This window comes from Pseudomonas sp. B33.4 (assembly GCF_034555375.1).
Lineage (GTDB): Bacteria > Pseudomonadota > Gammaproteobacteria > Pseudomonadales > Pseudomonadaceae > Aquipseudomonas.
Window position 1 is genome coordinate 1,526,658 of the sequence record NZ_CP140706.1, and the last position, 20,678, is coordinate 1,547,335.

16 protein-coding genes are annotated in these 20,678 nt (G+C 58.0%); 7 read left to right on the plus strand and 9 right to left on the minus strand.

Annotation, left to right across the window (positions count from 1 at the left end; all coding sequences use genetic code 11):
* Both U6037_RS06800 and U6037_RS06805 read left to right on the plus strand, forming a co-directional pair.
* Nucleotides 1-741 carry a hypothetical protein gene (locus tag U6037_RS06800; protein WP_322846218.1) on the plus strand — a complete coding sequence of 247 codons (741 nt, stop codon included), beginning with the start codon at nt 1-3 and terminating at the stop codon, nt 739-741.
* 117 nt (nt 742-858) lie between these two features.
* Nucleotides 859-6,423, plus strand: coding sequence for a calcium-binding protein (locus U6037_RS06805; protein ID WP_322846219.1), 5,565 nt, complete (start codon nt 859-861; stop codon nt 6,421-6,423).
* A 66-nt stretch (nt 6,424-6,489) separates the two neighbouring features.
* On the opposite strand, the gene U6037_RS06810 is transcribed toward U6037_RS06805, so the two are convergent.
* Nucleotides 6,490-7,602, minus strand: a complete 1,113-nt coding sequence (locus U6037_RS06810) for an enoyl-CoA hydratase/isomerase family protein (protein ID WP_322846220.1) — start codon at nt 7,600-7,602, stop codon at nt 6,490-6,492.
* A gap of 132 nt (nt 7,603-7,734) precedes the next feature.
* Between U6037_RS06810 and ung the strand changes: the two genes are divergently transcribed.
* On the plus strand, nt 7,735-8,427 hold the full coding sequence (gene ung / locus U6037_RS06815) for a uracil-DNA glycosylase (RefSeq protein WP_064119805.1): 693 nt from the start codon (nt 7,735-7,737) through the stop codon (nt 8,425-8,427).
* 124 nt (nt 8,428-8,551) lie between these two features.
* Here the strand turns inward: ung and U6037_RS06820 are convergent, their stop codons facing one another.
* Genes U6037_RS06820 through U6037_RS06840 form a run of 5 tightly spaced genes read right to left on the minus strand, consistent with a single transcriptional unit; the run spans nt 8,552 to nt 13,933 of the window.
* On the minus strand, nt 8,552-9,586 hold the full coding sequence (locus U6037_RS06820; RefSeq protein ID WP_322846221.1) for an AbrB family transcriptional regulator: 1,035 nt from the start codon (nt 9,584-9,586) through the stop codon (nt 8,552-8,554).
* Nucleotides 9,579-11,093, minus strand: coding sequence for a tripartite tricarboxylate transporter permease (locus U6037_RS06825; protein WP_322846222.1), 1,515 nt, complete (start codon nt 11,091-11,093; stop codon nt 9,579-9,581). Before U6037_RS06825 ends, U6037_RS06820 begins: the two co-directional genes overlap by 8 nt.
* 1 nt (nt 11,094) lies before the next feature.
* Nucleotides 11,095-11,553, minus strand: coding sequence for a tripartite tricarboxylate transporter TctB family protein (locus tag U6037_RS06830; protein WP_008083560.1), 459 nt, complete (start codon nt 11,551-11,553; stop codon nt 11,095-11,097).
* Nucleotides 11,554-11,609: 56 nt separating this feature from the next.
* Nucleotides 11,610-12,587, minus strand: coding sequence for a tripartite tricarboxylate transporter substrate binding protein (locus U6037_RS06835; protein WP_322846223.1), 978 nt, complete (start codon nt 12,585-12,587; stop codon nt 11,610-11,612).
* 53 nt (nt 12,588-12,640) lie between these two features.
* Nucleotides 12,641-13,933: an OprD family porin gene (locus U6037_RS06840; RefSeq protein ID WP_322846224.1), complete on the minus strand. Its 1,293-nt coding sequence runs from the start codon at nt 13,931-13,933 to the stop codon at nt 12,641-12,643.
* A gap of 235 nt (nt 13,934-14,168) precedes the next feature.
* Between U6037_RS06840 and U6037_RS06845 the strand changes: the two genes are divergently transcribed.
* Nucleotides 14,169-14,840 (plus strand): response regulator, encoded by a 672-nt coding sequence (locus tag U6037_RS06845; protein WP_007911422.1) that lies wholly within the window; start codon nt 14,169-14,171, stop codon nt 14,838-14,840.
* Nucleotides 14,833-16,218, plus strand: a complete 1,386-nt coding sequence (locus tag U6037_RS06850; protein ID WP_064119692.1) for a sensor histidine kinase — start codon at nt 14,833-14,835, stop codon at nt 16,216-16,218. Before U6037_RS06845 ends, U6037_RS06850 begins: the two co-directional genes overlap by 8 nt.
* Before the next feature lie 108 nt (nt 16,219-16,326).
* Here U6037_RS06850 and U6037_RS06855 read toward each other — a convergent pair whose 3' ends face one another.
* Together U6037_RS06855 and U6037_RS06860 are read right to left on the minus strand one after the other, a co-directional pair.
* Entirely contained in the window at nt 16,327-17,148 is an 822-nt protein-coding gene (locus U6037_RS06855; protein WP_322846225.1) for an HDOD domain-containing protein, read from the minus strand.
* A gap of 35 nt (nt 17,149-17,183) precedes the next feature.
* Nucleotides 17,184-18,125 carry a folate-binding protein YgfZ gene (locus tag U6037_RS06860; protein ID WP_322846226.1) on the minus strand — a complete coding sequence of 314 codons (942 nt, stop codon included), beginning with the start codon at nt 18,123-18,125 and terminating at the stop codon, nt 17,184-17,186.
* Between the two features lie 150 nt (nt 18,126-18,275).
* On the opposite strand from U6037_RS06860, the gene U6037_RS06865 reads away from it, so the two are divergent.
* The gene (locus U6037_RS06865) at nt 18,276-18,530 is read left to right on the plus strand and encodes a succinate dehydrogenase assembly factor 2 (protein ID WP_053118052.1); all 255 of its coding nucleotides are present in this window, start codon (nt 18,276-18,278) and stop codon (nt 18,528-18,530) included.
* Nucleotides 18,514-18,966 (plus strand): protein YgfX, encoded by a 453-nt coding sequence (locus U6037_RS06870; protein ID WP_322846227.1) that lies wholly within the window; start codon nt 18,514-18,516, stop codon nt 18,964-18,966. The genes U6037_RS06865 and U6037_RS06870 overlap by 17 nt, the downstream gene beginning before the upstream one ends.
* Here the strand turns inward: U6037_RS06870 and nadB are convergent.
* Complete coding sequence (nadB, locus tag U6037_RS06875) at nt 18,935-20,551, minus strand: L-aspartate oxidase (protein ID WP_322846228.1); 1,617 nt, start codon at nt 20,549-20,551, stop codon at nt 18,935-18,937. The two genes, U6037_RS06870 and nadB, sit on opposite strands and share 32 nt — an antisense overlap.
* Nucleotides 20,552-20,678 lie beyond the last annotated feature (127 nt).

Sequence of the window (20,678 nt, forward strand, 5' to 3'; positions counted from 1 at the left end):
ATGCTCCGGATGTCGCGTAAGCAATGGGTAAATTGGTTTAAGAAGTTGTTGAAATACGGCTTGTTTATTTATGTCTGTTACTGCGTGGTGGGTTTTTATATTCGTGAAGAAGAAGTCGCCGAGGCGATGGCAATCTATTACGCGGATCAGGAGGCCTGTCAAAAGAAGCTGGCGAGCATGAAGCAGGTGCCAATACTGGGCGGCAGCTACGTGGATAAGACTCTGGTGCCGGAGTTTTATGTGGGCATGCCTGAATTGGCGAACAAGAAAGCGTGTCTGGCCAATACGCTCAAGGGGCATTTCTGGTGGACCGGGACGGGTTTGCACCGGTACCAGGATCAGAGCCTGAAGTCGATTCCTGAAAGTTGGCGTCTTTATAAAATTACCGCCGGGCTTTATACAAGAAAAGAGACTGCCGAGCCCCATGAAAGGGGCTATCGACACGTCAACTGGCCGGATGAGTTGATTGTGAAATTGAAAAATTATCCTGGGCTGGAACTTTGGCTTAATGCACCTCCGCCGCATTTCAAGAATGAGGCTTCCGTTCGAAAGTTTGTCATTGCTGACTGGCCGCGGCGTGATGGCACCCCTCGATTGATAAGTTGTAACGGCTTGATTCGCCCGGCTGCTGAGGAAAAACTGACTGACGAGAAATTGGCAAAGCTCAACAGAACTGAATTGGAAAATCTGGATTTCGGAAGTTTGAATTTTTTTTTGCACCGTGGAGTTACACAACTTTGACTTTTCCGGAGGGCACGGTCGGGTAAGTCTCGGTCTATCGTCATTACGCGAATCACCTGAAATGCTCAAGTTTCTGAGTGGCTATCTTTCACGCTCTGTTATTACAAGGAAGTAACGATGAGTTATGTTTTTAATGATCTGGAAAAATCAGAAATTTTAAATGCAGCAAATATTTGCAAGGGGTTGATGTTCGATTCTGAAGATGTCGAATATCTTGCGCTGAAATTAATAGGGGCTAGCTGCGCGCCGCTGTATCAAAAACTATTCGATATTATTGGCGGAAGAGTTTCCGACATTACCGCCGTCGATAAAGAGGCTGGAAAAATTCTGAAAAGCGCCAGGCTCTGGCTTGCCGTGGCCATTGATGCCAACGGTGGAAACGGTGCCTACTCCGCCCTGATTCGCGGCTACACCTCGCGCCAAGGTGAACTGAGATTGAATAAAATCTTCAGTGAACACCTGATGCAACTGTCATCGAATCAGGTCGCCGCCAACTTCATCAATACCTTGATCGACGGATCCCTCGCCGGTCGACTGGCACCCTGGACGGTGCCGTCCATCAGCCAGATTGCAGAGATTGATGCCAGTGCGATCGGCAAGGCACTGTTTAGTGAGGCTTGCGGAGAGAAGGATACAGCCGTGAGCCATAACGCCGGTTGGTCCGGGACAGTCGGGTTCAGCCTGTTGGGCGGAATGCCACCCTATGAGACCTGGAGATTGATCTCCGCTGGTGACGCGGAGCGGGGAGATGGCGGCCCGCCGATTCAAGCAAAAGCCAACAGGCTCGATGACTATAAAAATATTCTGTTCGCCATCGATTCATACAGTGTCGGCCTGCGAGCGGCGATCAGTAATTTCGGCGTCAACCCATTGCAAAGTCTGCTTTCCGTCGTGCCGGAGCAAATCAATATCGCGCTCGCCAGTGGCAGCCTCAATCCGCTGATTCAGCATGTCGTGAAAGGCACGTCGGTTTCCGTCGTGGTCGACCTGATATTGCGCTATGGCCAGAACGAATTCCTGGACATGTTCAAGCGCACTTACGACGGCGATTCAGCAGCGCCACCTACTACCGATGAAACCTTCGCCACCAACGCTCACGCATTCTTCTCGGCATTTTCACCGGAGCAGTCCCAAAGCATCGTCACCCAATCAATAGGCGAATACGGAAACGCGAATTCATGGGCAAAACTGGCTGGGGAGTCGACACCCATCGGCCTGTCGTTGCGCAATTCCCTGAAGCAACTAAGCGAAGTCGTCATAGAACGAGCTGACGGTTACCCCGGACGCGGACTGGAGCTCTACGATCCGCTGACCGGCGAAGGTTTCATCACCGCGCAATGGCTTGCCGATCGTGCGCAGATGTTGGCCCGGTTGATTGCCCGAACTCAGGGCTCGTTTGGAGAAAACTCGCTGCAGAAGTTTTCCTACTCCGATCTCGCCTCAGCCAAACAGGCGCTGATGACCACCGGTGTGTTGAATCCGCTGGTCATGTTCGGTGATGACGGCGCGCGGTCTTTCGAGGGCGGTGTGAACACTGATCATCTGTATGGCGGCGCGGGCAATGACACGATCAACGGACTGGCAGGTCACGATGTCATCGAGGGTGGACGCGGCAACGACTTGCTTGCCGGAGGCGACGGCAATGATGCGCTGCACGGAATGGCCGGTGATGATGTTCTGGTCGGAGGAAAGGGCAGCGACTCTTTGATCGGTGGCGAGGGCAGCGATCGCTATGAGTTTTCCAGCGGTGATGGCATCGATGAGATCTTCGACGCCAACGTAAATGGGCAGTTATGGATCAACGGCCTGCCGATTCCTTCACTCCAACGTCGCGCCCCTTTGAGCAATATCTGGTCGACCGAGGATCAGGCCATCACCCTGACCCTCATCGAAGAACTCACTGAACCCACGCTCAACATCAAATATGGCCTGAACGATCTCGTCGTTATCAAGAACTTCCGCCCCGGGATGCTTGGCATCCGACTTCCCGAACCCCAAGACCCTACGTTCTCTGCTCCCGATCTGGTTCTCCAGGGCGACTGGAAAGCGAAAGATATCGAGCCCAATGTTCCCGGGGATCAGTTCTCATACGATGAGTTGGGCAACGCCTTGTTATTGCCCAACGTAAAACAGAGAAACAAGGCCGATGTGCTTTACGGCTCTGCAAAAGACGATGTCATTCTCGGACTTGGCGGATCAGACCGATTGTTCGGCAAGGCTGGAAACGATCAGTTGTTTGGGGATAAACAGACGACGCTCGAAAAAGCCCTGGCCGCTGGCGACTCTAAAGGGAAAGCCGCTCGAGGCGATTGGCTTGATGGCGGTGCTGGCCACGATTTGCTCATCGGTACGGCATCCCAGGACGTGCTTCTAGGCGGTAACGATCGGGATACGCTGATTGGAGGTGCGGGAGATGACGTTTTATCAGGGGATGAAACGACCGGCGCGCTGGAGCAGAAATGGGCATTCAAACGCGTCGAAGTGCTTATAGACGGTGGCGTCACCAGTCACCGAACTGTCTTTTCAAAGGCCTCCTTTAACAGTTCGACGCAAGGCGATAACGATGTTCTCTACGGCCAGGGCGGTCGCGATGTTCTCAATGGTGGATGGGGTGAGGATCTGCTTGATGGCGGAACTGAAGATGATCTTCTTGGAGGGGATGGGGGGGATGACACCCTGGCTGGAGGAAGCGGTAACGACACAATGATGGGCGATAACCTCGACTGGGGCGGTGGCCTGCAAAGCAAACACCATGGCAACGATGTATTGGACGGTGGCAGTGGCGATGATTGGCTCGCTGGTAACGGTGGAGCCGATGCGATTTATGGTGGCTCAGGTAATGACACTCTCCACGGGGATGACGATGTACTGAACGGCGTTGCCGGTGATGCCGCCCACTTTTTTGGAAATGACCTGCTGGACGGTGGTGGGGGAGACGACACACTCTGGGGCGGTGGGGCGGATGATCTGCTGTTCGGAGGTGAAGGTAACGACGCGCTGGCCGGGGATTATGCTGAGCATCCGGTTCGTTATCACGGTGATGATTTACTTGATGGCGGAACGGGCGATGACACACTTCAGGGAATGGGTGGCTCCGATACCCTGATCGGTGGGGCAGGAGCTGACGCGATGGATGGCGATGTGTCCAACCTGCAGTCAGGTGGAATCAACAATGATTACCTTCAAGGCGATGAAGGAAACGATACCCTTTTGGGCGGCTTGGGCGCCGACACACTTTATGGCGGCGCTGATGATGACATGTTATCCGGCGACTACGAGCAGACAGCCCAGGCTGAACACGGCGCAGATTATCTGGACGGTGGTTCAGGTAACGATACCTTGCTCGGCGGTGGTGGCAATGACACGTTATTGGGCGGGGAGGGCGTAGACCACCTTCGCGGCGATTCTGGCAATAACGTTTTTGATGGCGGTGCAGGTAACGACGTGCTGGAAGGCCATGACGGAGCTGATGTCTACTATTTCGGCGCTGGTGATGGTCTTGACGTCATCACCGATTCAGGTGGCAGCAATGTCATCAAGTTCGGCGCCGGGTTTTCTGCGGAAAGTCTGAAGGCCGACATCATTGATGTTTCCGTAGGCCGGGTATTGCGGCTGTTCAATGGCGAGGGGGACGCCATACTTATCAGGAATTATGAAGAATGGAAGACTTCAACGTTCACGTTTAGCGATGGTGTCAATCTCGGCTATCAAGAAGTCATGAAAAAAACGCTGCCAGCCGTAGAGGTCATCGAACCGCCAGCAGGGGATGGAGTGCTGGCCAAAGAAGAAGATAAAGACATCATTGCAGACGAAGATCCGGTTGCTGTTCCGGACCAATCAGGGATCGTTGTTCCTGGTGAGGAACGAAGTAATGCCATTGAACATAATGTTGGCTGGACAGACAGGTTCCTGGCGGAGCTCAAGGCAAAGCGTTCCAAAAGCAGGCATGTAACAGGTTTTACTTTGAATAACCAAGGTGTTTGGGATCGGAGCTATATAGCCACCAGCGATACGGGTTATATCACCCACACTGACGTGGTAAATGAAAACACTGAAACGGGTACATTGTCTGAAACACCTCAATGGATGGGGGCTGCCACTGGTGATGCGGTATTTAGCGAAAGACAGACAAACTCTACATCCCAATCCAGTTTTCGAGAGGTCAAGAAAGAGGGCACAGCAGCGCCGTCATCCCTGATACCACGTTATTTTCGATCAGGCACTGCCAGCGGTTTTTCATTCAAAATCGGCGACGTAATTATCGCGGATAGAAAAGATTCAGGCGCTATTGAAGGGTGGTACGTCTATCCCGCTGAAAGTTTCGCGGCGGGCGAAACTGTCCGCAGGGAATTTCGGCGGGATGTCACAACTGAAACGATCAAACATAAAGTTGTCTACGGCGACGATGCCGGTGGGCGAGTTAATGTCGAAGTCGGCAATCTTTTCCAGGGTGGTGCGGGCGATGACCTGATCGTCGCCTATTCTGGTTTTCTGCTTAATTATGGCTCTATCAATGACAGGATACCGGGTGCCTTTTTGTCCGCCGGGGCAGGCAACGATACCCTGCTCGGTTCTGAAGGCGCTGATTATTTAGTGAGCGGCTCAGGGGATGATTACCTGTACGGTGAGAACGGTGCCGATACTTACATCGTGCAGGCGCATGCTGGCGCAACGACCATTATCGCGGATGTGCTGAATCCGGTTTTTCTCCGACCTGAAGTAGGTGTGGCCGGATGGAAGGACGAGTATGGGGTGGTCGATCAAGATACTGTCGTGCTTCCAGGGGACGCGACGCAGGAGAATTTGCAGCTCAGTTGGGGCGCAACACTCATTGAAACAGTCAATGTTGAGTTGGCACCTGATCCGCCTCGTAATGCCTATCGCCATCCGCCTCGGGCAAAAATGCTCTACTCGACACTCGATATTAAATGGGGTGGGTCGCAGAAAGTTCGTATTGTTCTACCCAATGCCGGGGATGTTGTGGGTTCCGGTATCGAGGTTATAAAGTTTGCAGATGGATCAAGCGCTAGTCTCAAAGAGTTGTTTGGCTCCAGTCAGCTGGGTCCTGCACCGGATACTTATCACAATGGTCTCTTGGTCGCTAATGCGGCCAGCGCCAAATCTTTGAGAGATGGCCAAACGCTCCCGCTGGTGGGAAGTCACGGTAATGACACTTTAAGCGGTGCAGGTGAAATCAGAGGTATGCAGGGACATGATGCGCTGATGGGGAGTGTTGACGATGATGTACTGCTAGGCGGTCCAGGTAATGACACATTGTCTGGTGGTGCTGGCAACGATCTCTATAAATACGATGGTCTTGGAAGAGACTTGATTAATAACACCGGGGGTGGGATCGATGGAATCGATTTTTCTGGTGTGGGTCTACCTATTGAACAATTAAGGTTTCATCGCGATCAGGAAGATCTTGTCATAGTGGTCAGTTATGGCATGGGCCCGAAGATTCGAGTGGCTAATCATTTCTCTGGAGGCGAAAGCGCGATTGGGTTCATAAGGGTTAGCGGTGAAGGAAAGACAGTTCAAGACTACACCGCCATGCAAATTACCGAACGACTGCATCCTCTTCCACCACTGCGTGATGTGGAGGATATTCTTGTAAAGGAAAATGAAGAGGCGCAACTCGCATTGGCCGAAATAATTCAGTTCTACGAACTGAACATGTGACCGCAATAACTTCAGATTGAGGGAACCGCGATGGGACCAAGAGGTGATCATCGCGGGCAATCAATCTCAATACTGCGTCAAATCCGCCAACGGATGCCGCCCCTCCCAGACCTTGTGGAAATGCGCCTCGACCACCGCATCCGGCACGCTACTGACGTCCGGCCAATGCCAGTGCGGCTTTTGATCCTTGTCGATCAACCGCGCGCGAACCCCTTCACTGAACTCCGGATGCCGGCAGCAATTGAGGCTCAGGGTGTATTCCATCTGAAAGACTTCAGCCAGCGACAGGTGCCGTGCGCGAATGATCTGTTCCCAGACCAGATGCGCGGTCAGCGGTGAGCCTTCGCTCATGGTTTTCGCCGCGCGGGCGATCAACAGATCGCTGCTGTCGCGTTGCAGGCTGATGGCTTTCCACGCACAGGTGATGTCACTGACATCCAGTAATTCATCAATTTGCTGACGACGCGGCAACCACTGCGCCTCGGGCATCTGCGCCACGGCTTCCTGTTGCAGCGCTTTGAGCAGGCTATTGAGCTGCATGTCGGTCTGTTCCTGCCAATTGAGCTGCAACAGGCCTTCGATCAGTTGCGGTTGTTGTTCATCAAGCAGGAAGCGGTCGGCCAGATCGAGATCGATCGCATCACGACCGTTCATGTGCGCACCGGTCAATCCGAGGAACAGACCGAGCTTGCCCGGCAGCCGCGCGAGAAACCAACTGGCGCCGACATCCGGATACAAACCAATGCTGATTTCAGGCATGGCCAAACGGCTGCTTGGCGTGACGATCCGCGTGCTGGCGCCTTGCAGCAAACCCATGCCGCCGCCGAGCACATAACCATGGCCCCAGCAAATCAGCGGTTTCGGGTACGTATGCAGGCTGTAGTCCAATCGATATTCCGCGCTGAAAAACTGTGCAGCCAGCGGCGGGACTTCGCCGGGATGAGCGCGACAGGCTTCGACCAGGCTGCGCACCTCGCCGCCGGCGCAGAAAGCCTTGGCGCCGTTGCCGCGCAGCAACACACAGACGATTTGCGGATCCTTGGCCCAGGCGTTCAACTTGTCGCTGAGGGCGTTGATCATCGGCAGGGACAGCGCGTTCAGCGATTTTTCAGCATCCAGGCTGGCGATACCCATGCGGGCGCCGTCGGTGCCGGTGAGTTCTTCGAAGTGCAGATTCATCGTGACCTCGATCGGGAATTTGAACGATCAGTATGATCGTTGTGTGGGAAAGTGCCGGATCTGTGTCAGAGCAATTGACAAGCGTGGTCGGCTTTCCTAGGGTTCGCCCCATTGTTTTTGCCGGGTATGACCATGACTGCTGACGACCGTATCAAACTCGAACCGAGCTGGAAGGAGGCACTGCGTGCTGAATTCGACCAGCCTTACATGGCAGAGTTGCGCCAGTTTCTGCAGCAGGAGCGGGCGGCCGGCAAGGAAATCTATCCGCCGGGACCGATGATTTTCAACGCCTTGAATTCAACGCCGCTGGATAAAGTGAAGGTGGTGATCCTCGGCCAGGATCCGTATCACGGCCCAGGCCAGGCCCACGGTTTGTGCTTCTCGGTGCAACCGGGCGTGCCGGCGCCGCCGTCGCTGGTCAACATCTATAAAGAGTTGAAGCGCGACCTGAACATCGACATTCCCAATCACGGTTACCTGCAGAGCTGGGCCGATCAGGGCGTGCTGATGATCAACACGACCATGACCGTCGAGCGGGCCAACGCCAATGCGCACAAGGACAAGGGTTGGCAGTTTTTTACCGACCGGATCATTGAGCTGGTCAGTGAGCGCCAGCCGCATCTGGTGTTCATGCTCTGGGGCGCGCATGCGCAGAGCAAACAGAAGCTGATCGACGCGACCAAGCATCTGGTGCTGACGTCGGTGCATCCGTCGCCGCTGTCGGCGTATCGCGGGTTTTTGGGTTGCGGGCACTTTGGCCGAACCAACAAGTTTCTCGAGCAGAATGGCGAGACGCCGATCGAGTGGCGTTTGCCGCCCATCTGATGGGGGTCTGAAGGGGCCCATCGCTGGCAAGCCAGCTCCCACAGGTACTTGTGGGTGCCACAGTTTTTGTACACAACCCAAAAGCCTGTGGGAGCTGGCTTGCCAGCGATGGGGCAACTCGGTCTTACTCCGGATTACGATTCCAGTACTTGAACAACGGCTCCGCCAGAAACAGCACAAACAACAACCGCATCACCTGCATCGCCGTCACCAGCGGCACCGACAATTGCAGCGTCTCCGCCGTCAGACTCATCTCGGCGATTCCGCCGGGCATCATGCCCAGCGTCAGCGAACGCAGATCCAGATGGGTCAGCGCACTCAAGCCCAATGCCGCCAACGTTGCGATCAACATGGTCAACGCCGTGCCAATCAAAGTCCGCCCCATGAATGAAGGCGCCCGGCGGAAGAACTGCCGGTTGAAGTGACAGCCCAAACCGCTGCCAATCAGCCATTGGCCAATCTGGCTGCCGCCATTGGGCAGACCGATGTGCAAATCCCAACTGATACTCACCGCCGCACTCACCAGCAACGGTCCGAACAGCCACGGATTGGGTTGGCGCAAACGCTGCCAGAGCCACGCAAGCAAACCGCCCGCCGGAAACAGAATCGCCAGCCAACGCCAATCGACGCTGCCCGCATGAGAAATCGGTGTGCCGTCACCGAGCAGATACTTGAACGCTGCCGGCACACACAAAACGACCACCAACACCCGTAAACTCTGCCCCGCCGCGACGTGGCTGAGCATCGCGCCGTTACGCGCGCCGAGGTTGACCATCTCCCCGGAACCGCCCGGCATGCTCGAGAAAAACGCGGTGGCGCGGTCCTCACCGGTGCGGCGCATCAACCACACGCCGACCACCGCCGACAGGCTGGTGACCAGCGCACCGAAGAAGATCAAACCGAAATGGCTGAGTACCTGCTCCATCACCACCGGGGTGAAGTGCAGGCCGATGCCGATCCCGACAATCCACTGGCCGCACTTGCGGCCGCCAGGGATTTCCGTGAGTTGCCACGGCGTCAGGCAGCGCACGAGGATGATCGCCAGCAACGAGCCGACCATCCACGGCAGAGGCCAGCCGATCTGGCTGGCGAGGTAACCGCCAAGCAGACCGACCAGCGGGGTTCCCCACCAGGATTTCAGTGAGGCGCGATCAAACATCGGCGAGGGCGCGACGCGCGACCGAACGTTTGCGCCAGATGCGCAACAGTGGCATCAGCAGCATGATCGCGGTCAGCACCCAGACACCGAAGGTGATCGGGCTCGACCAGAGGATTTCCAGCGCACCGTTGGAGATCGACAGCGCACGACGCAGGTTCTGTTCCATCAGCCCGCCGAGGATGAAACCCAGCAGCACCGGCGACAACGGGAAGTCGAGCTTGCGCAGGATGTAGCCGAAGATACCGATGCCGACCATCAGGAACAGGTCGAAGGTGGTGGCGTGCACCGCGTAGACGCCGATCCCGGTGATGATCGCGATCACCGGCACCAGTGCCCAGTTCGGCACGGCAAGGATGCGGGTGAAGATGCGGATCATCGGGATGTTGAGGATCACCAGCATGATGTTGGCGATGAACAACGAGGCGATCAGGCCCCAGACGATGTCCGGTTGTTGCTGGAACAGCAGTGGACCCGGGGTGATGTTGTACAGCGACAGCGCGCCGATCATCACCGCCGTGGTGCCCGAACCAGGGACGCCGAGGGTCAGCATTGGCACCAGTGCGCCACAGGCCGAAGCGCCAATGGCGGTTTCCGGCGCGGCGAGACCACGAGCGTCACCCTGACCGAATTTGCCACTGGCACCGGCGATGCGTTTTTCGGTCATGTAGGCCACGGCACTGGCCAGCGTTGCACCGGCACCTGGCAGCACGCCCATGATGAAACCTAGCAGGCCGCAACGGATGTTCACCACGAACACCGACGACGCTTCCTTGAAGTTGAACATCATCCGCCCGGTGGCTTTCACCGCTTCCTGGCCGCGATGGGTTTTCTCCAGCAGCAACAGAATTTCGCTGACCGAGAACAGGCCCAGCACCAGCACGACGAATTGAATGCCGTCGGTCAGGTGAATGTTGTCGCCGGTAAAGCGGTAAACGCCGCTGTTGGCGTCGATGCCGACGCTCGACAGGAACAGACCGATCAACGCCGCGATAAACGTCTTCAACGGTCGATCACCGGCCATGCCGCCGAGACAGACAATCGCAAACACCATCAGCACGAAGTATTCCGCCGGGCCGAAGGCAATCGCCCATTTCGCCAGCAACGGCGCAAACAGCACCATGCCGCAGGTGGCGATAAACGCACCGATAAACGAACTCCACGCCGACAACGACAGCGCTACACCGGCCAGACCTTTGCGGGCCATCGGGTAGCCGTCGAGGGTGGTCATCACGGTGGACGCTTCGCCCGGAATGTTCAGCAAAATCGAGCTGATCCGGCCGCCGTATTCACAGCCCAGATACACGGCTGCCAACAGAATCAATGCCGACTCCGGTGGCAGGCCGAGGGCAAAAGCAATTGGAATCAGCAGTGCCACGCCGTTGATTGGGCCGAGGCCCGGGAGCAGGCCGACGACGGTGCCGATCAGCGTGCCGCACAGCGCGGTGACCAGGTTGTACGGGCTCAGCGCAACGCCGAAGCCTTGACCCAAATAACCAAGGGTATCCATATCAGTTCTCCAGCACGTCGAGCAGGCCAAGGGGCAGCGGAACGTCCATCACACGGTCGAACAGCAGGTACAGACCGATGGCCATTAGCGTGGTCACCACGATGCTCGGCATCCAGCGACCGCCATACAGGCGCGCCATCGGAATGCCGATGAGGATGCTGCTGAGGATGAAACCCAGCGGTTCGAATAGGCCGGCGAATACCAACAACAGTGCGACGCAAATGGCGATTTTGGTCAGGGTTTCGCGATCCAGTGGCGGCTCGTCATCGCTGTGTTTGATCGGCGCCGGGCGAAACACCATGTACAGCAGCGCCGCGCCCATCAGGCCGAGCATCAGCAAAGGAAAGGCACGTGGGCCGACCGGTTCGTAGGAAAAGGCCGCTTGGTACGGCCACGCCATCAGTGCCAGGCCGACGCAGACCAGCAACAGCACCGAGGCGAAAATGCGTTGAATAAGCATGGGAGCTCCTGTGCCGCGTCCCCGCAACCGGGAACGCAGCCGCTAGACAGGGACGATCACTGAATCAGGCCGAACTCTTTGGCCAGCACTTTGTAGTCCGCGACTTGCTTCTTCACATAGGTGTCCAGTTCCGGGCCAGTCATGGCGAACGGGAACAGTTCACGCTGATCGCGCAGCTTGGCGAACTCCGGCGAGGCCAGCAGTTTGTCGAACGAGTCTTTCCACCAGGCGTAGTCTTCGTCGCTGACTTTTGGCCCCAGGTAGAAGCCGCGCACCACCGGCCAGACGATGTCGTAGCCTTGCTCGCGAGCGGTAGGGATGTCTTTCATTTCCGGCTCGTCGAGACGCTTGTCGGCGAACACCGCGAGCAGGCGCATGTCGCCGCTCTGGATGTGCGGCATGGAGTCGGAGATGTCGGTACTGCCGACCTGGATGTGACCGCCGAGCAGGGCGGTAGCGATTTCGCCGCCACCTTCGAGGGCGACGTAACGCAGGTCGCGCGGGTTGATCCCGGCAGCCTTGGCGATCAGGGCGGTCTGCATCCAGTCCTGGCTACCGACGGTGCCCCCGGAACCGATCACCACCGAGCTAGGATCTTTCTTCAGCGCCTGAACGAGATCGTCGAGGGTCTTGTAGGGCGAATCGCTTTTCACTGCGATGGCGCCGTAGCTGGTGCCAACCGCTGCCAGCCAACGTACGTTGGTTTCGTCAAAACGACCGAACTTGCCTTGGGCCAGGTTCAACAGCGAACCGCTCGACCACGCCACCAGCGTGCCGGCATCGGCCGGGCGCTGAGCGACCACGGCGTTGTAGGCCACCGCGCCGACACCGCCGGGCATGTAGGTGACGCGCATCGGTTTGGTCAGCAGTTTTTCGTTGACCAGGGCGCTCTGCACCAGTTTGCAGGTCAGGTCGAAACCACCACCGGGCGAGGCGGGGGCGATACATTCAGGACGTTTCGGTTCGGCCATCAGTTGGCCGGCAAACAGGACACAACTGGCGGCTAGTGCAACTTTACGCAGTGACAGGTTCATTCGATTCTCCACGGGCATTGTTGTTATTCGACGTGTTTTTCACTTACGGGCAGTTACCAAAGTGCGACGCTGTAGCTCACCAGCAAACGCACTTCGTCTGCATCGCGAGCCGAGTAGTTGGAGCGGTAAGTGGCATTACGCAAACGCACGGCGACATCCTTCAAGGCGCCGCTTTGTACTACATATTTGATCTCGGTGTTGCGTTCCCACTCTTTGCCTTCCTCACCGTTCTTGAGCTTGATGTTGTCACCGCTCAGGTAACGGCTCATGAAGCTCAGGCCGGGGATGCCGAGTTTGGCGAAGTCGAAGTCGTAACGAGCCTGCCAGGAGCGTTCTTCAGCGCCGGCGAAATCGTTGATCTGCACGAAGTTGACCAGATACGGGTCGCTGCCATCGACATAAGGGAAAGCGCTGTCGCCAGACATGTGCTGATAACCGGCGCTGAACTTGTGACCGCTCAGCGCGTAGCTGACCAGACCGTTGAGCGAGCGGTTGTCGATTTCGCCGCCACGGGCCGCGCCTTGGTCATCGCTGACGGCGAAACGCAGATCGGTAGCAAACGTGCCTGGGCCCATCGGACGTGAAGCCACGAGACCGAAGAAGTGTTGGTTGTAGACTTCGTCGAGCTGGGCGAAGTGGTAACTGCCGGTGATCTTGTCGGTGAACTTGTAGTCCACGCCGCCAAAATCGAAATGCTTGCCGGCAGCGGTGCCAGCAAAACGGCTGTTCTTGTTGTTGAGGGCGATGTCCTCGAAATCGGTGCTGTCACGATCCTTGGCCTTCTCCAGTCGACCACCAGTGAAGGTCAGGTTCTTGATCTCTTTGGAGGTCAGCAAACCGCCTTCAAAGGTCTGCGGCAGGATGCGTCCGTCGTTGGGTTTGAGGATTGGCAGTTCAGGAATCAGGCTGCCGATCTTCAGTTCCGTGGCGGAGATTTTTACTTTGCCGGTCAGGCCGACCTTGGAGTACTCATCGGCGGCGCGCCCGTCACCGTGGGTCGGCAGCAGACCGGTGCCGGTGCGGTCCGGGCTTGAATCGAGTTTGACGCCGAGCATGCCTAACGCATCGACACCGAACCCCACGGTGCCGTCGGTGTAACCCGATTGCAGATTGAGCATGAAGCCCTGGGCCCATTCATCACGCTTGGATTGCTGGGCGCTGGTGCCATCGCGAAAGTCGCGGTTGAAATACATGTTGCGGGTTTCGAAAGTGGCGCTGCTGTCTTCAATGAAGTCGGCAAAACTCAACGGCGAAAAACCGGCAAGAGCGGCGGCACTGGCAAGGGCGGTGTGGCTGAAACGGGAAGGGCGAACAGGCACAGGTGCCTTGGTCTGCATGGACGGCATGCGGGGTACTCCGTTTATTGTTCTTATTGGTCGAAAACGCTTCGTGGCGTTTTTCTTTACGCTGTGTGGCATCAGCGACGGCAGTCGGAACTGTCCGTGGGCCGACTCTAACGGGCTAACCTTTCGCTAACCTTTCAGCTGACTTTCACGGTTTTCGGGCTTCACAGCGGCGGTTGCGGCTGTAAACTCCGCGGCAAAGCGTGGCGCCGGCCATCCCTGAACGAGGTAAAAATCCATGCGTGTTCTGCTCGTCGAAGACCATCTGCAACTGGCCGAAAGTGTCGCTCAGGCGCTCAAGAGCACCGGTCTGACCGTGGATGTGTTGCACGATGGCGTGGCCGCCGATCTGGCGCTGGGCAGCGAGGAATATGCCGTGGCGATCCTCGATGTCGGCCTGCCGCGCATGGACGGTTTCGAAGTGCTCGCGCGTTTGCGCGCTCGCGGAAAAAATCTGCCGGTGCTGATGCTGACCGCGCGCAGCGATGTGAAGGATCGCGTCCATGGCCTCAATCTCGGTGCCGACGATTACCTCGCCAAACCGTTCGAACTGACTGAACTGGAAGCTCGGGTCAAAGCCTTGCTGCGCCGCAGTGTGCTGGGCGGCGAGCGTCAGCAACGTTGTGGCGTGCTGGCCTATGACCTCGACACCCGGCGCTTCACCCTCGGTGAAGAGTTGCTGACGCTGACCTCTCGCGAACAAGCGGTGCTGGAAGCACTGATTGCCCGTCCGGGGCGGGTGATGAGCAAGGAGCAACTGGCCTCTCAGGTGTTCGGCCTCGACGAAGAAGCCAGCCCCGACGCCATCGAAATCTACGTGCATCGCTTGCGCAAGAAACTCGATGGGCAACCGGTGGCGATCGTGACTTTCCGTGGCCTCGGTTATCTGCTGGAAAGCCGCGATGCATAAGCCCAGCAGCCTGCGCTGGCGCTTGCTGTGGAACCTCGCATTGCTGCTGGTGGTGTTGATGCTCGCCAGTGGTTTGAGTGCGTACTGGAATGGCCGCGAAGCTGCCGACACTGCCTACGACCGCACGTTGCTGGCCTCGGCGCGGACCATCGCGGCGGGCCTGTCGCAACGCGATGGCAGCCTCAGCGCCGACGTGCCCTACGTGGCCCTCGATACATTTGCCTACGACAGCGCCGGGCGGATTTATTACCAGGTCAACGATATCCATCAGAAGCTGATTTCCGGCTACGAAAATCTCCCCGGCCCGCCACCCGGTACGCCGCGCACTGACAGTTACCCGGCGTTGGCGCGCTTCTACAATGCGACCTACAACGGCCAGAACGTGCGCGTGGTCAGTCTGCTGAAAGCGGTGACCGAGCCGAACATGAACGGCATGGCGGAAATCCGCGTGGCCGAAACTGACGAGGCGCGGGTGAGCATGGCCCGCAGTCTTGCCGCCGACACATTGCTGCGTTTGGGCATGTTGGCGATCGGCGCGTTGTTGCTGGTGTGGTTTGCGGTCAGTGCTGCGCTGCGACCGCTGGAGCGCTTGCGCACGGCGGTGGAGGAGCGACAGCCCGACGACTTGCGTCCGCTGCCATTGGTGGAAGTGCAGCATGAACTGTGGCCGCTGGTACGCGGGCTCAACCATTTCACCGAGCGCTTGCGTGGCCAGTTTGAGCGGCAGGCGCAGTTCATTGCCGACGCAGCCCACGAATTGCGCACGCCCCTGGCGGCGCTCAAGGCTCGGCTGGAATTGGGCCTGCGCTCGAACGATGCCGAAATCTGGCGCTCGACGCTGGAGTCCTCGGCGCAGAGCACTGATCGCCTGACCCATCTGGCCAATCAGTTGCTGTCACTGGCGCGTGTAGAAAACGGTGCGCGGGCGATCGCCGAAGGTGGCGCGCAGTTGCTCGATCTTAGTCAGTTGGCCCGGGAACTGGGCATGGCCATGGCGCCACTGGCGCACAAACGCGGGGTGGCGCTGGCGCTGGAGGCGGACGAACCGGTGTGGTTGCGCGGTGAGCCGACGTTGCTCAATGAGTTGCTGAGCAATCTGGTAGACAACGCCTTGGCGCATACGCCGCCGGGCGGCAATGTAATTTTGCGCGTCACGGCGCCGGCGGTGCTAGAAGTTGAAGATGACGGGCCGGGCATTCCGCTGGAGGAGCGCGATCGGGTGTTCGAACGGTTCTACCGGCGTAATCAGCAGGTTGCAGGTTCTGGATTGGGCCTGGCGATTGTCGGTGAAATCTGCCGGGCGCATCTGGCGCAGATCAGTCTGCATGATGGTGAGCAGGCGGGGTTGAAGGTGCGGGTCAGTTTTATTGCCGGCTGACTTTGCGGTGTTCTTGCAGGCCTCTTCGCGAGCAGGCTCGCTCCCACTCTGGAATGTATTTTCCTGTGGGAGCGAGCCTGCTCGCGAAGGGGGCGGCGCGGTCTCGGATCAGTAAAACATCGTCCGCGACTCTTCCAGATCCGCGCACAGTTCTTTGTTCTCCTGGTCGATCCCGAGCTTCCTGAACGCCGGAACAGTCATTGGATCAATCCGCGCAAACGGGTGGTCAGTGCCCTTGTGGCAATACAGGCTTGCCACCTGCACCAGATCGACGTAATCAATGGCCGTCGAGTCGCGCTTGAAGTCCTGATAGCGCCCCGGCAATTCCACCAGACGTTCCGGAAACTCCCAGACCCGCAACAGTTTGTCGCCCAGCAACGGATGAATGTGATCGATCACATGGTTGAGGCTTACCGGGTCCGAGAGCAGTTCGTAGTGGTCTTCGGCGTAGGTCAGAATAGGTAGCACGCCGATCTGATGCACCAGCCCGCCGAGCGCAGCCTGATCGGGTTTGAGCTGCGTGTAGCGGCGGCACAACGCGTAACTGACCCCGGCAATTTCCAGACTCTTGCGCCAGACTTCGCGCATTTTCTGTTCGACCACTTCTGAGCGGGCGTGGAAGATCTGCTCCATCACCAGACCGATCGCCAGGTTGCTGCTGTAGTTGATGCCCAGACGGGTGATGGCTGTGTGCAGGTCGGTAACTTCCTGGGCGGCGCGCAGCAGCGGGCTGTTGACCACTTTGATCAGGCGCGCCGACAGCGCGGTGTCACGGCCGATGACTTTGCTCAGGTCGCTGACGCTGATTTCCGGGTCTTCAGCGGCCTTGCGAATCTGCAGGGCCACTTCCGGCAACGTGGGCAGAACCAGGTCATCGTTATCGATGGCCTCAACCAAATCCTGTTGGACTTTTTCCGCCAGTTCGCTCATTTAAACTCTCTAGGGTGTTGCAACAAATGCTGCGATCAGCGCTGGATTTCGCGGTCGCGATCCAGTTCGTAAGGCAGGTCGAGCAGATGCAGCGCGGGACCTTCGAGGGTGCCCAGATGCAAATCACCGGCTTCGGCTGCTTCGGCCTGCAGCACCGCCAGGAGTTCAATGTTTTGCCCGGCCTTGGCGGCCAGCACCACTTCGCCGATGGAGCTGTTGTGGCTTGGCGCGAACAGTTGCGTGCCGGGCTCCGGCAAATCAGCGGCGTCCAGGCTCAGGCGATACAGACGACGCTTGAGTTTGCCCAGGTACTGCATGCGCGCGACGATTTCCTGGCCGGTGTAGCAGCCTTTCTTGAAGCTCACGCCACCGACGGCTTGCAGGTTGAGCATCTGCGGGATGAACAGCTCGCGGGTGCTCGGCATGACCTGGCCGATGCCGGCGCGGATCTGGCCCAGCAACCATTGATTCAGCTCGGCTTCAGACAGGACTGCGGACAATTTGGCTTTGATCGCTTCAGCCTGATCGGCCGGCGCCCAGAGTTCGGCGCGATCGGGCGAGACGCGAATCGCGATCAGACCTTCGTTACGCGCGACGCTGTCGGTTTCGGCCGGCAGGTCCAGACCGAGGCCGGTCAAAGCGTTGTCGCCATTCTCCACGCCGAAACGCACCCAGGCGGCGCTTTCATCGGTCAGTTTCGATTTGGAGAACACCGCGTACTTTTTCAGGTCCGCCAGTTGCGGCTCCAGCAGCTCGCTGGCCATTGCCAGGACCACGCCGTCACCTTCGAGCAGAATGCGGAAGCTCGACTGCATCCGGCCCTTCTGCGTGCAGCGGGCGCCGAGGCTGGCGCGGCTGTCGCTCAGGTAATTGAGGTTGCAGGTCAACTGGCCTTGCAGGAATTTTCCGGCATCCGCGCCGCGAACCGCGAGAACGCCTTCATGTGACAGGGTGCAGAAAAAAGCAGAATCGGCCATGGGTCATCGCAGGGTAAATAGACTGGGGCACATCATAAGGGTGCGTTGGTGAAATGGGTAGTTGATAAAGGATCGGTGGTGCCCGACCAAAGCCGACTGTGCGACCCGCGTCGGGGCTGTATACTTGCCGGCAAATTTGAGGAGGGCCCCATGGTCGAACAAGTTGAACTGAATCGCCTGTTTTGGCACAGCCGTCGCGGCATGCTTGAGCTTGACGTATTGCTGGTGCCATTCGTGAAGGAGGTTTACGCGACTCTGAATCAGGTGGATCGCGATCTGTATGTGCGTCTGCTGACGTGCGAGGATCAGGACATGTTCGGCTGGTTCATGGAGCGCAGCGAGTCTGAAGACCCGGAGCTGCAGCGCATGGTTCGCATGATTCTGGACCGTGTCCAGCCCAAGTAATACGTTCGAATGCCGCTGGCATGCCTCACGGCAGTTGCTGGCGGCGTATCTGTTGGCCCAGGCGCTCGCACTGGGTTCCCTGTTTCTTCTGTCGATTCCACTCTGGACTAGTCTGCTGGGAGCTTTAGTCTGCCTGCTTCATGGTTTTTGGGTGTTGCCACGACAGATTCTGTTGAGTCATCCCGCCGCGTTTCGTGGATTGCGCCGGGACGCCGATGGCTGGCAGCTGTGGAACCAGGTGCAGGGTTGGCAGGCAGCGCAGCTACGCCCGGACAGTCTCGCGCTGCCGCTGATCGTGGTGCTGAGGTTCAGGTTGCGCGGAGAATGGCGGGTCAGATCGATCTGCGTGCCAAGGGACTCGCAGGCGGCGGATCTGCACCGACGCCTGCGAGTGCGGCTCAAGTTCAGCCGACGTAGGTGGGCGGCACCAGAATAGTGTCGAGCGCCTCGGGCAGCATATCGGGATAGTCGAGCGTGTAGTGCAGGCCACGACTTTCCTTGCGCTCCATGGCTGAGCTGATCATCAGTTCGGCGACCTGAGCGAGGTTGCGCAACTCGATCAGGTCGCGGCTGACTTTATAGTTGCTGTAGAATTCGTCGATCTCGTCCAGCAGCAAACGCACGCGGTGCTGCGCCCGTTGCAGGCGCTTGTTGGTGCGCACGATGCCGACGTAGTCCCACATGAACCGCCGCAGTTCATCCCAGTTGTGCGCGATGATCACGTCTTCGTCCGAGTCGGTCACCTGGCTGGCGTCCCAGACGGGCAGGGCGCTTGGCGCGGCGACATCGTCCAGTTGCGCGACGATGTCGGCCGCCGCTGAACGGGCATAGACAAAGCATTCCAGCAGCGAGTTGCTGGCCATGCGGTTGGCGCCGTGCAGGCCGGTGAAGCTGGTTTCGCCGATGGCATACAAGCCCAGCACATCGGTGCGACCTTGTTGATCGACCATGACGCCACCGCAGGTGTAGTGCGCGGCGGGTACGACCGGAATAGGTTGTTTGGTGATGTCGATACCGAAACCGAGGCAGCGCTCATAAACAGTGGGGAAGTGGGTCTTGATGAAGTCTTCGGGTTTGTGGCTGATGTCTAGATAGACGCAGTCGACACCCAGACGCTTCATTTCATGGTCGATGGCCCGAGCGACGATGTCGCGCGGTGCCAGCTCGGCGCGTTTGTCGAAGCGATACATGAAGCGCTCGCCGTTCGGCAGCTTCAGGTGTGCGCCTTCGCCGCGCAGGGCTTCGGTAATAAGGAAGCTTTTCGCTTGTGGGTGGTACAGGCAGGTCGGATGGAATTGGTTGAATTCCAGGTTCGCCACCCGACAGCCGGAGCGCCAGGCCATGGCGATGCCATCACCGCAAGCGCCGTCGGGGTTGCTGGTATAGAGGTAAACCTTGGCCGCGCCGCCCGAGGCCAGAATCACAAAGCGTGCGCCGTAGGTATCGACTTCGCCGGTTTTGCGGTTGAGTACGTAGGCGCCGAGGCAGCGCTCGCCTTCCATGCCTAAACGGCGTTCGGTAATCAGATCAACGGCAACCCGCTGCTCCAGCAATTCGATGTTCGAACGCTCTTTGGCCTGAGCCAGCAAAGTTTTGAAGATTGCCGCGCCGGTAGCATCGGCCGCATGGATGATGCGACGGTGGCTATGACCGCCTTCGCGGGTCAGATGAAATTCGAATCCGCCATCTTCAGTGCCGGATTGATCGTCGCGGGTAAACGGTACACCTTGGTCGATCAGCCACTGGATGGCTTCGCGGCTGTGCTCCACAGTGAAACGCACGGCGTCTTCATGGCACAGACCGCCACCGGCGTTCAGGGTGTCATCAACATGGGATTCGACAGTATCAGTGTCGTCGAGCACGGCGGCGACGCCACCCTGGGCCCAGAAGGTCGAACCGTTGGCCAGATCGCCTTTACTCAAAACGGCAATGCGCAAATGACCCGGCAGGGTCAGCGCGAGACTCAAACCGGCAGCACCGCTGCCTATGACCAGAACATCATGTTGGAATTGTTGGCTCATTACAGGATTCCGCTCAAAGCGACCCGGGTCGGGGGTGGCGCAAGACAGCTGGATCGGCGAGTCAAGACAGCCACACAGCCCACTAGTATATAGAGGGGTGGGGCGGCACAATAGCCGAGCCGACATG

Excerpts from the sequence above, each read along its gene's own strand:
- U6037_RS06800 (WP_322846218.1), top strand. The coding sequence starts at position 1 with ATGCTCCGGATGTCGCGTAAGCAATGGGTAAATTGGTTTAAGAAGTTG.
- U6037_RS06805 (WP_322846219.1), top strand. The coding sequence starts at position 859 with ATGAGTTATGTTTTTAATGATCTGGAAAAATCAGAAATTTTAAATGCA.
- U6037_RS06810 (WP_322846220.1), bottom strand. The coding sequence starts at position 7,602 with ATGAATCTGCACTTCGAAGAACTCACCGGCACCGACGGCGCCCGCATG.
- ung (WP_064119805.1), top strand. The coding sequence starts at position 7,735 with ATGACTGCTGACGACCGTATCAAACTCGAACCGAGCTGGAAGGAGGCA.
- U6037_RS06820 (WP_322846221.1), bottom strand. The coding sequence starts at position 9,586 with ATGTTTGATCGCGCCTCACTGAAATCCTGGTGGGGAACCCCGCTGGTC.
- U6037_RS06825 (WP_322846222.1), bottom strand. The coding sequence starts at position 11,093 with ATGGATACCCTTGGTTATTTGGGTCAAGGCTTCGGCGTTGCGCTGAGC.
- U6037_RS06830 (WP_008083560.1), bottom strand. The coding sequence starts at position 11,553 with ATGCTTATTCAACGCATTTTCGCCTCGGTGCTGTTGCTGGTCTGCGTC.
- U6037_RS06835 (WP_322846223.1), bottom strand. The coding sequence starts at position 12,587 with ATGAACCTGTCACTGCGTAAAGTTGCACTAGCCGCCAGTTGTGTCCTG.
- U6037_RS06840 (WP_322846224.1), bottom strand. The coding sequence starts at position 13,933 with ATGCCGTCCATGCAGACCAAGGCACCTGTGCCTGTTCGCCCTTCCCGT.
- U6037_RS06845 (WP_007911422.1), top strand. The coding sequence starts at position 14,169 with ATGCGTGTTCTGCTCGTCGAAGACCATCTGCAACTGGCCGAAAGTGTC.
- U6037_RS06850 (WP_064119692.1), top strand. The coding sequence starts at position 14,833 with ATGCATAAGCCCAGCAGCCTGCGCTGGCGCTTGCTGTGGAACCTCGCA.
- U6037_RS06855 (WP_322846225.1), bottom strand. The coding sequence starts at position 17,148 with ATGAGCGAACTGGCGGAAAAAGTCCAACAGGATTTGGTTGAGGCCATC.
- U6037_RS06860 (WP_322846226.1), bottom strand. The coding sequence starts at position 18,125 with ATGGCCGATTCTGCTTTTTTCTGCACCCTGTCACATGAAGGCGTTCTC.
- U6037_RS06865 (WP_053118052.1), top strand. The coding sequence starts at position 18,276 with ATGGTCGAACAAGTTGAACTGAATCGCCTGTTTTGGCACAGCCGTCGC.
- nadB (WP_322846228.1), bottom strand. The coding sequence starts at position 20,551 with ATGAGCCAACAATTCCAACATGATGTTCTGGTCATAGGCAGCGGTGCT.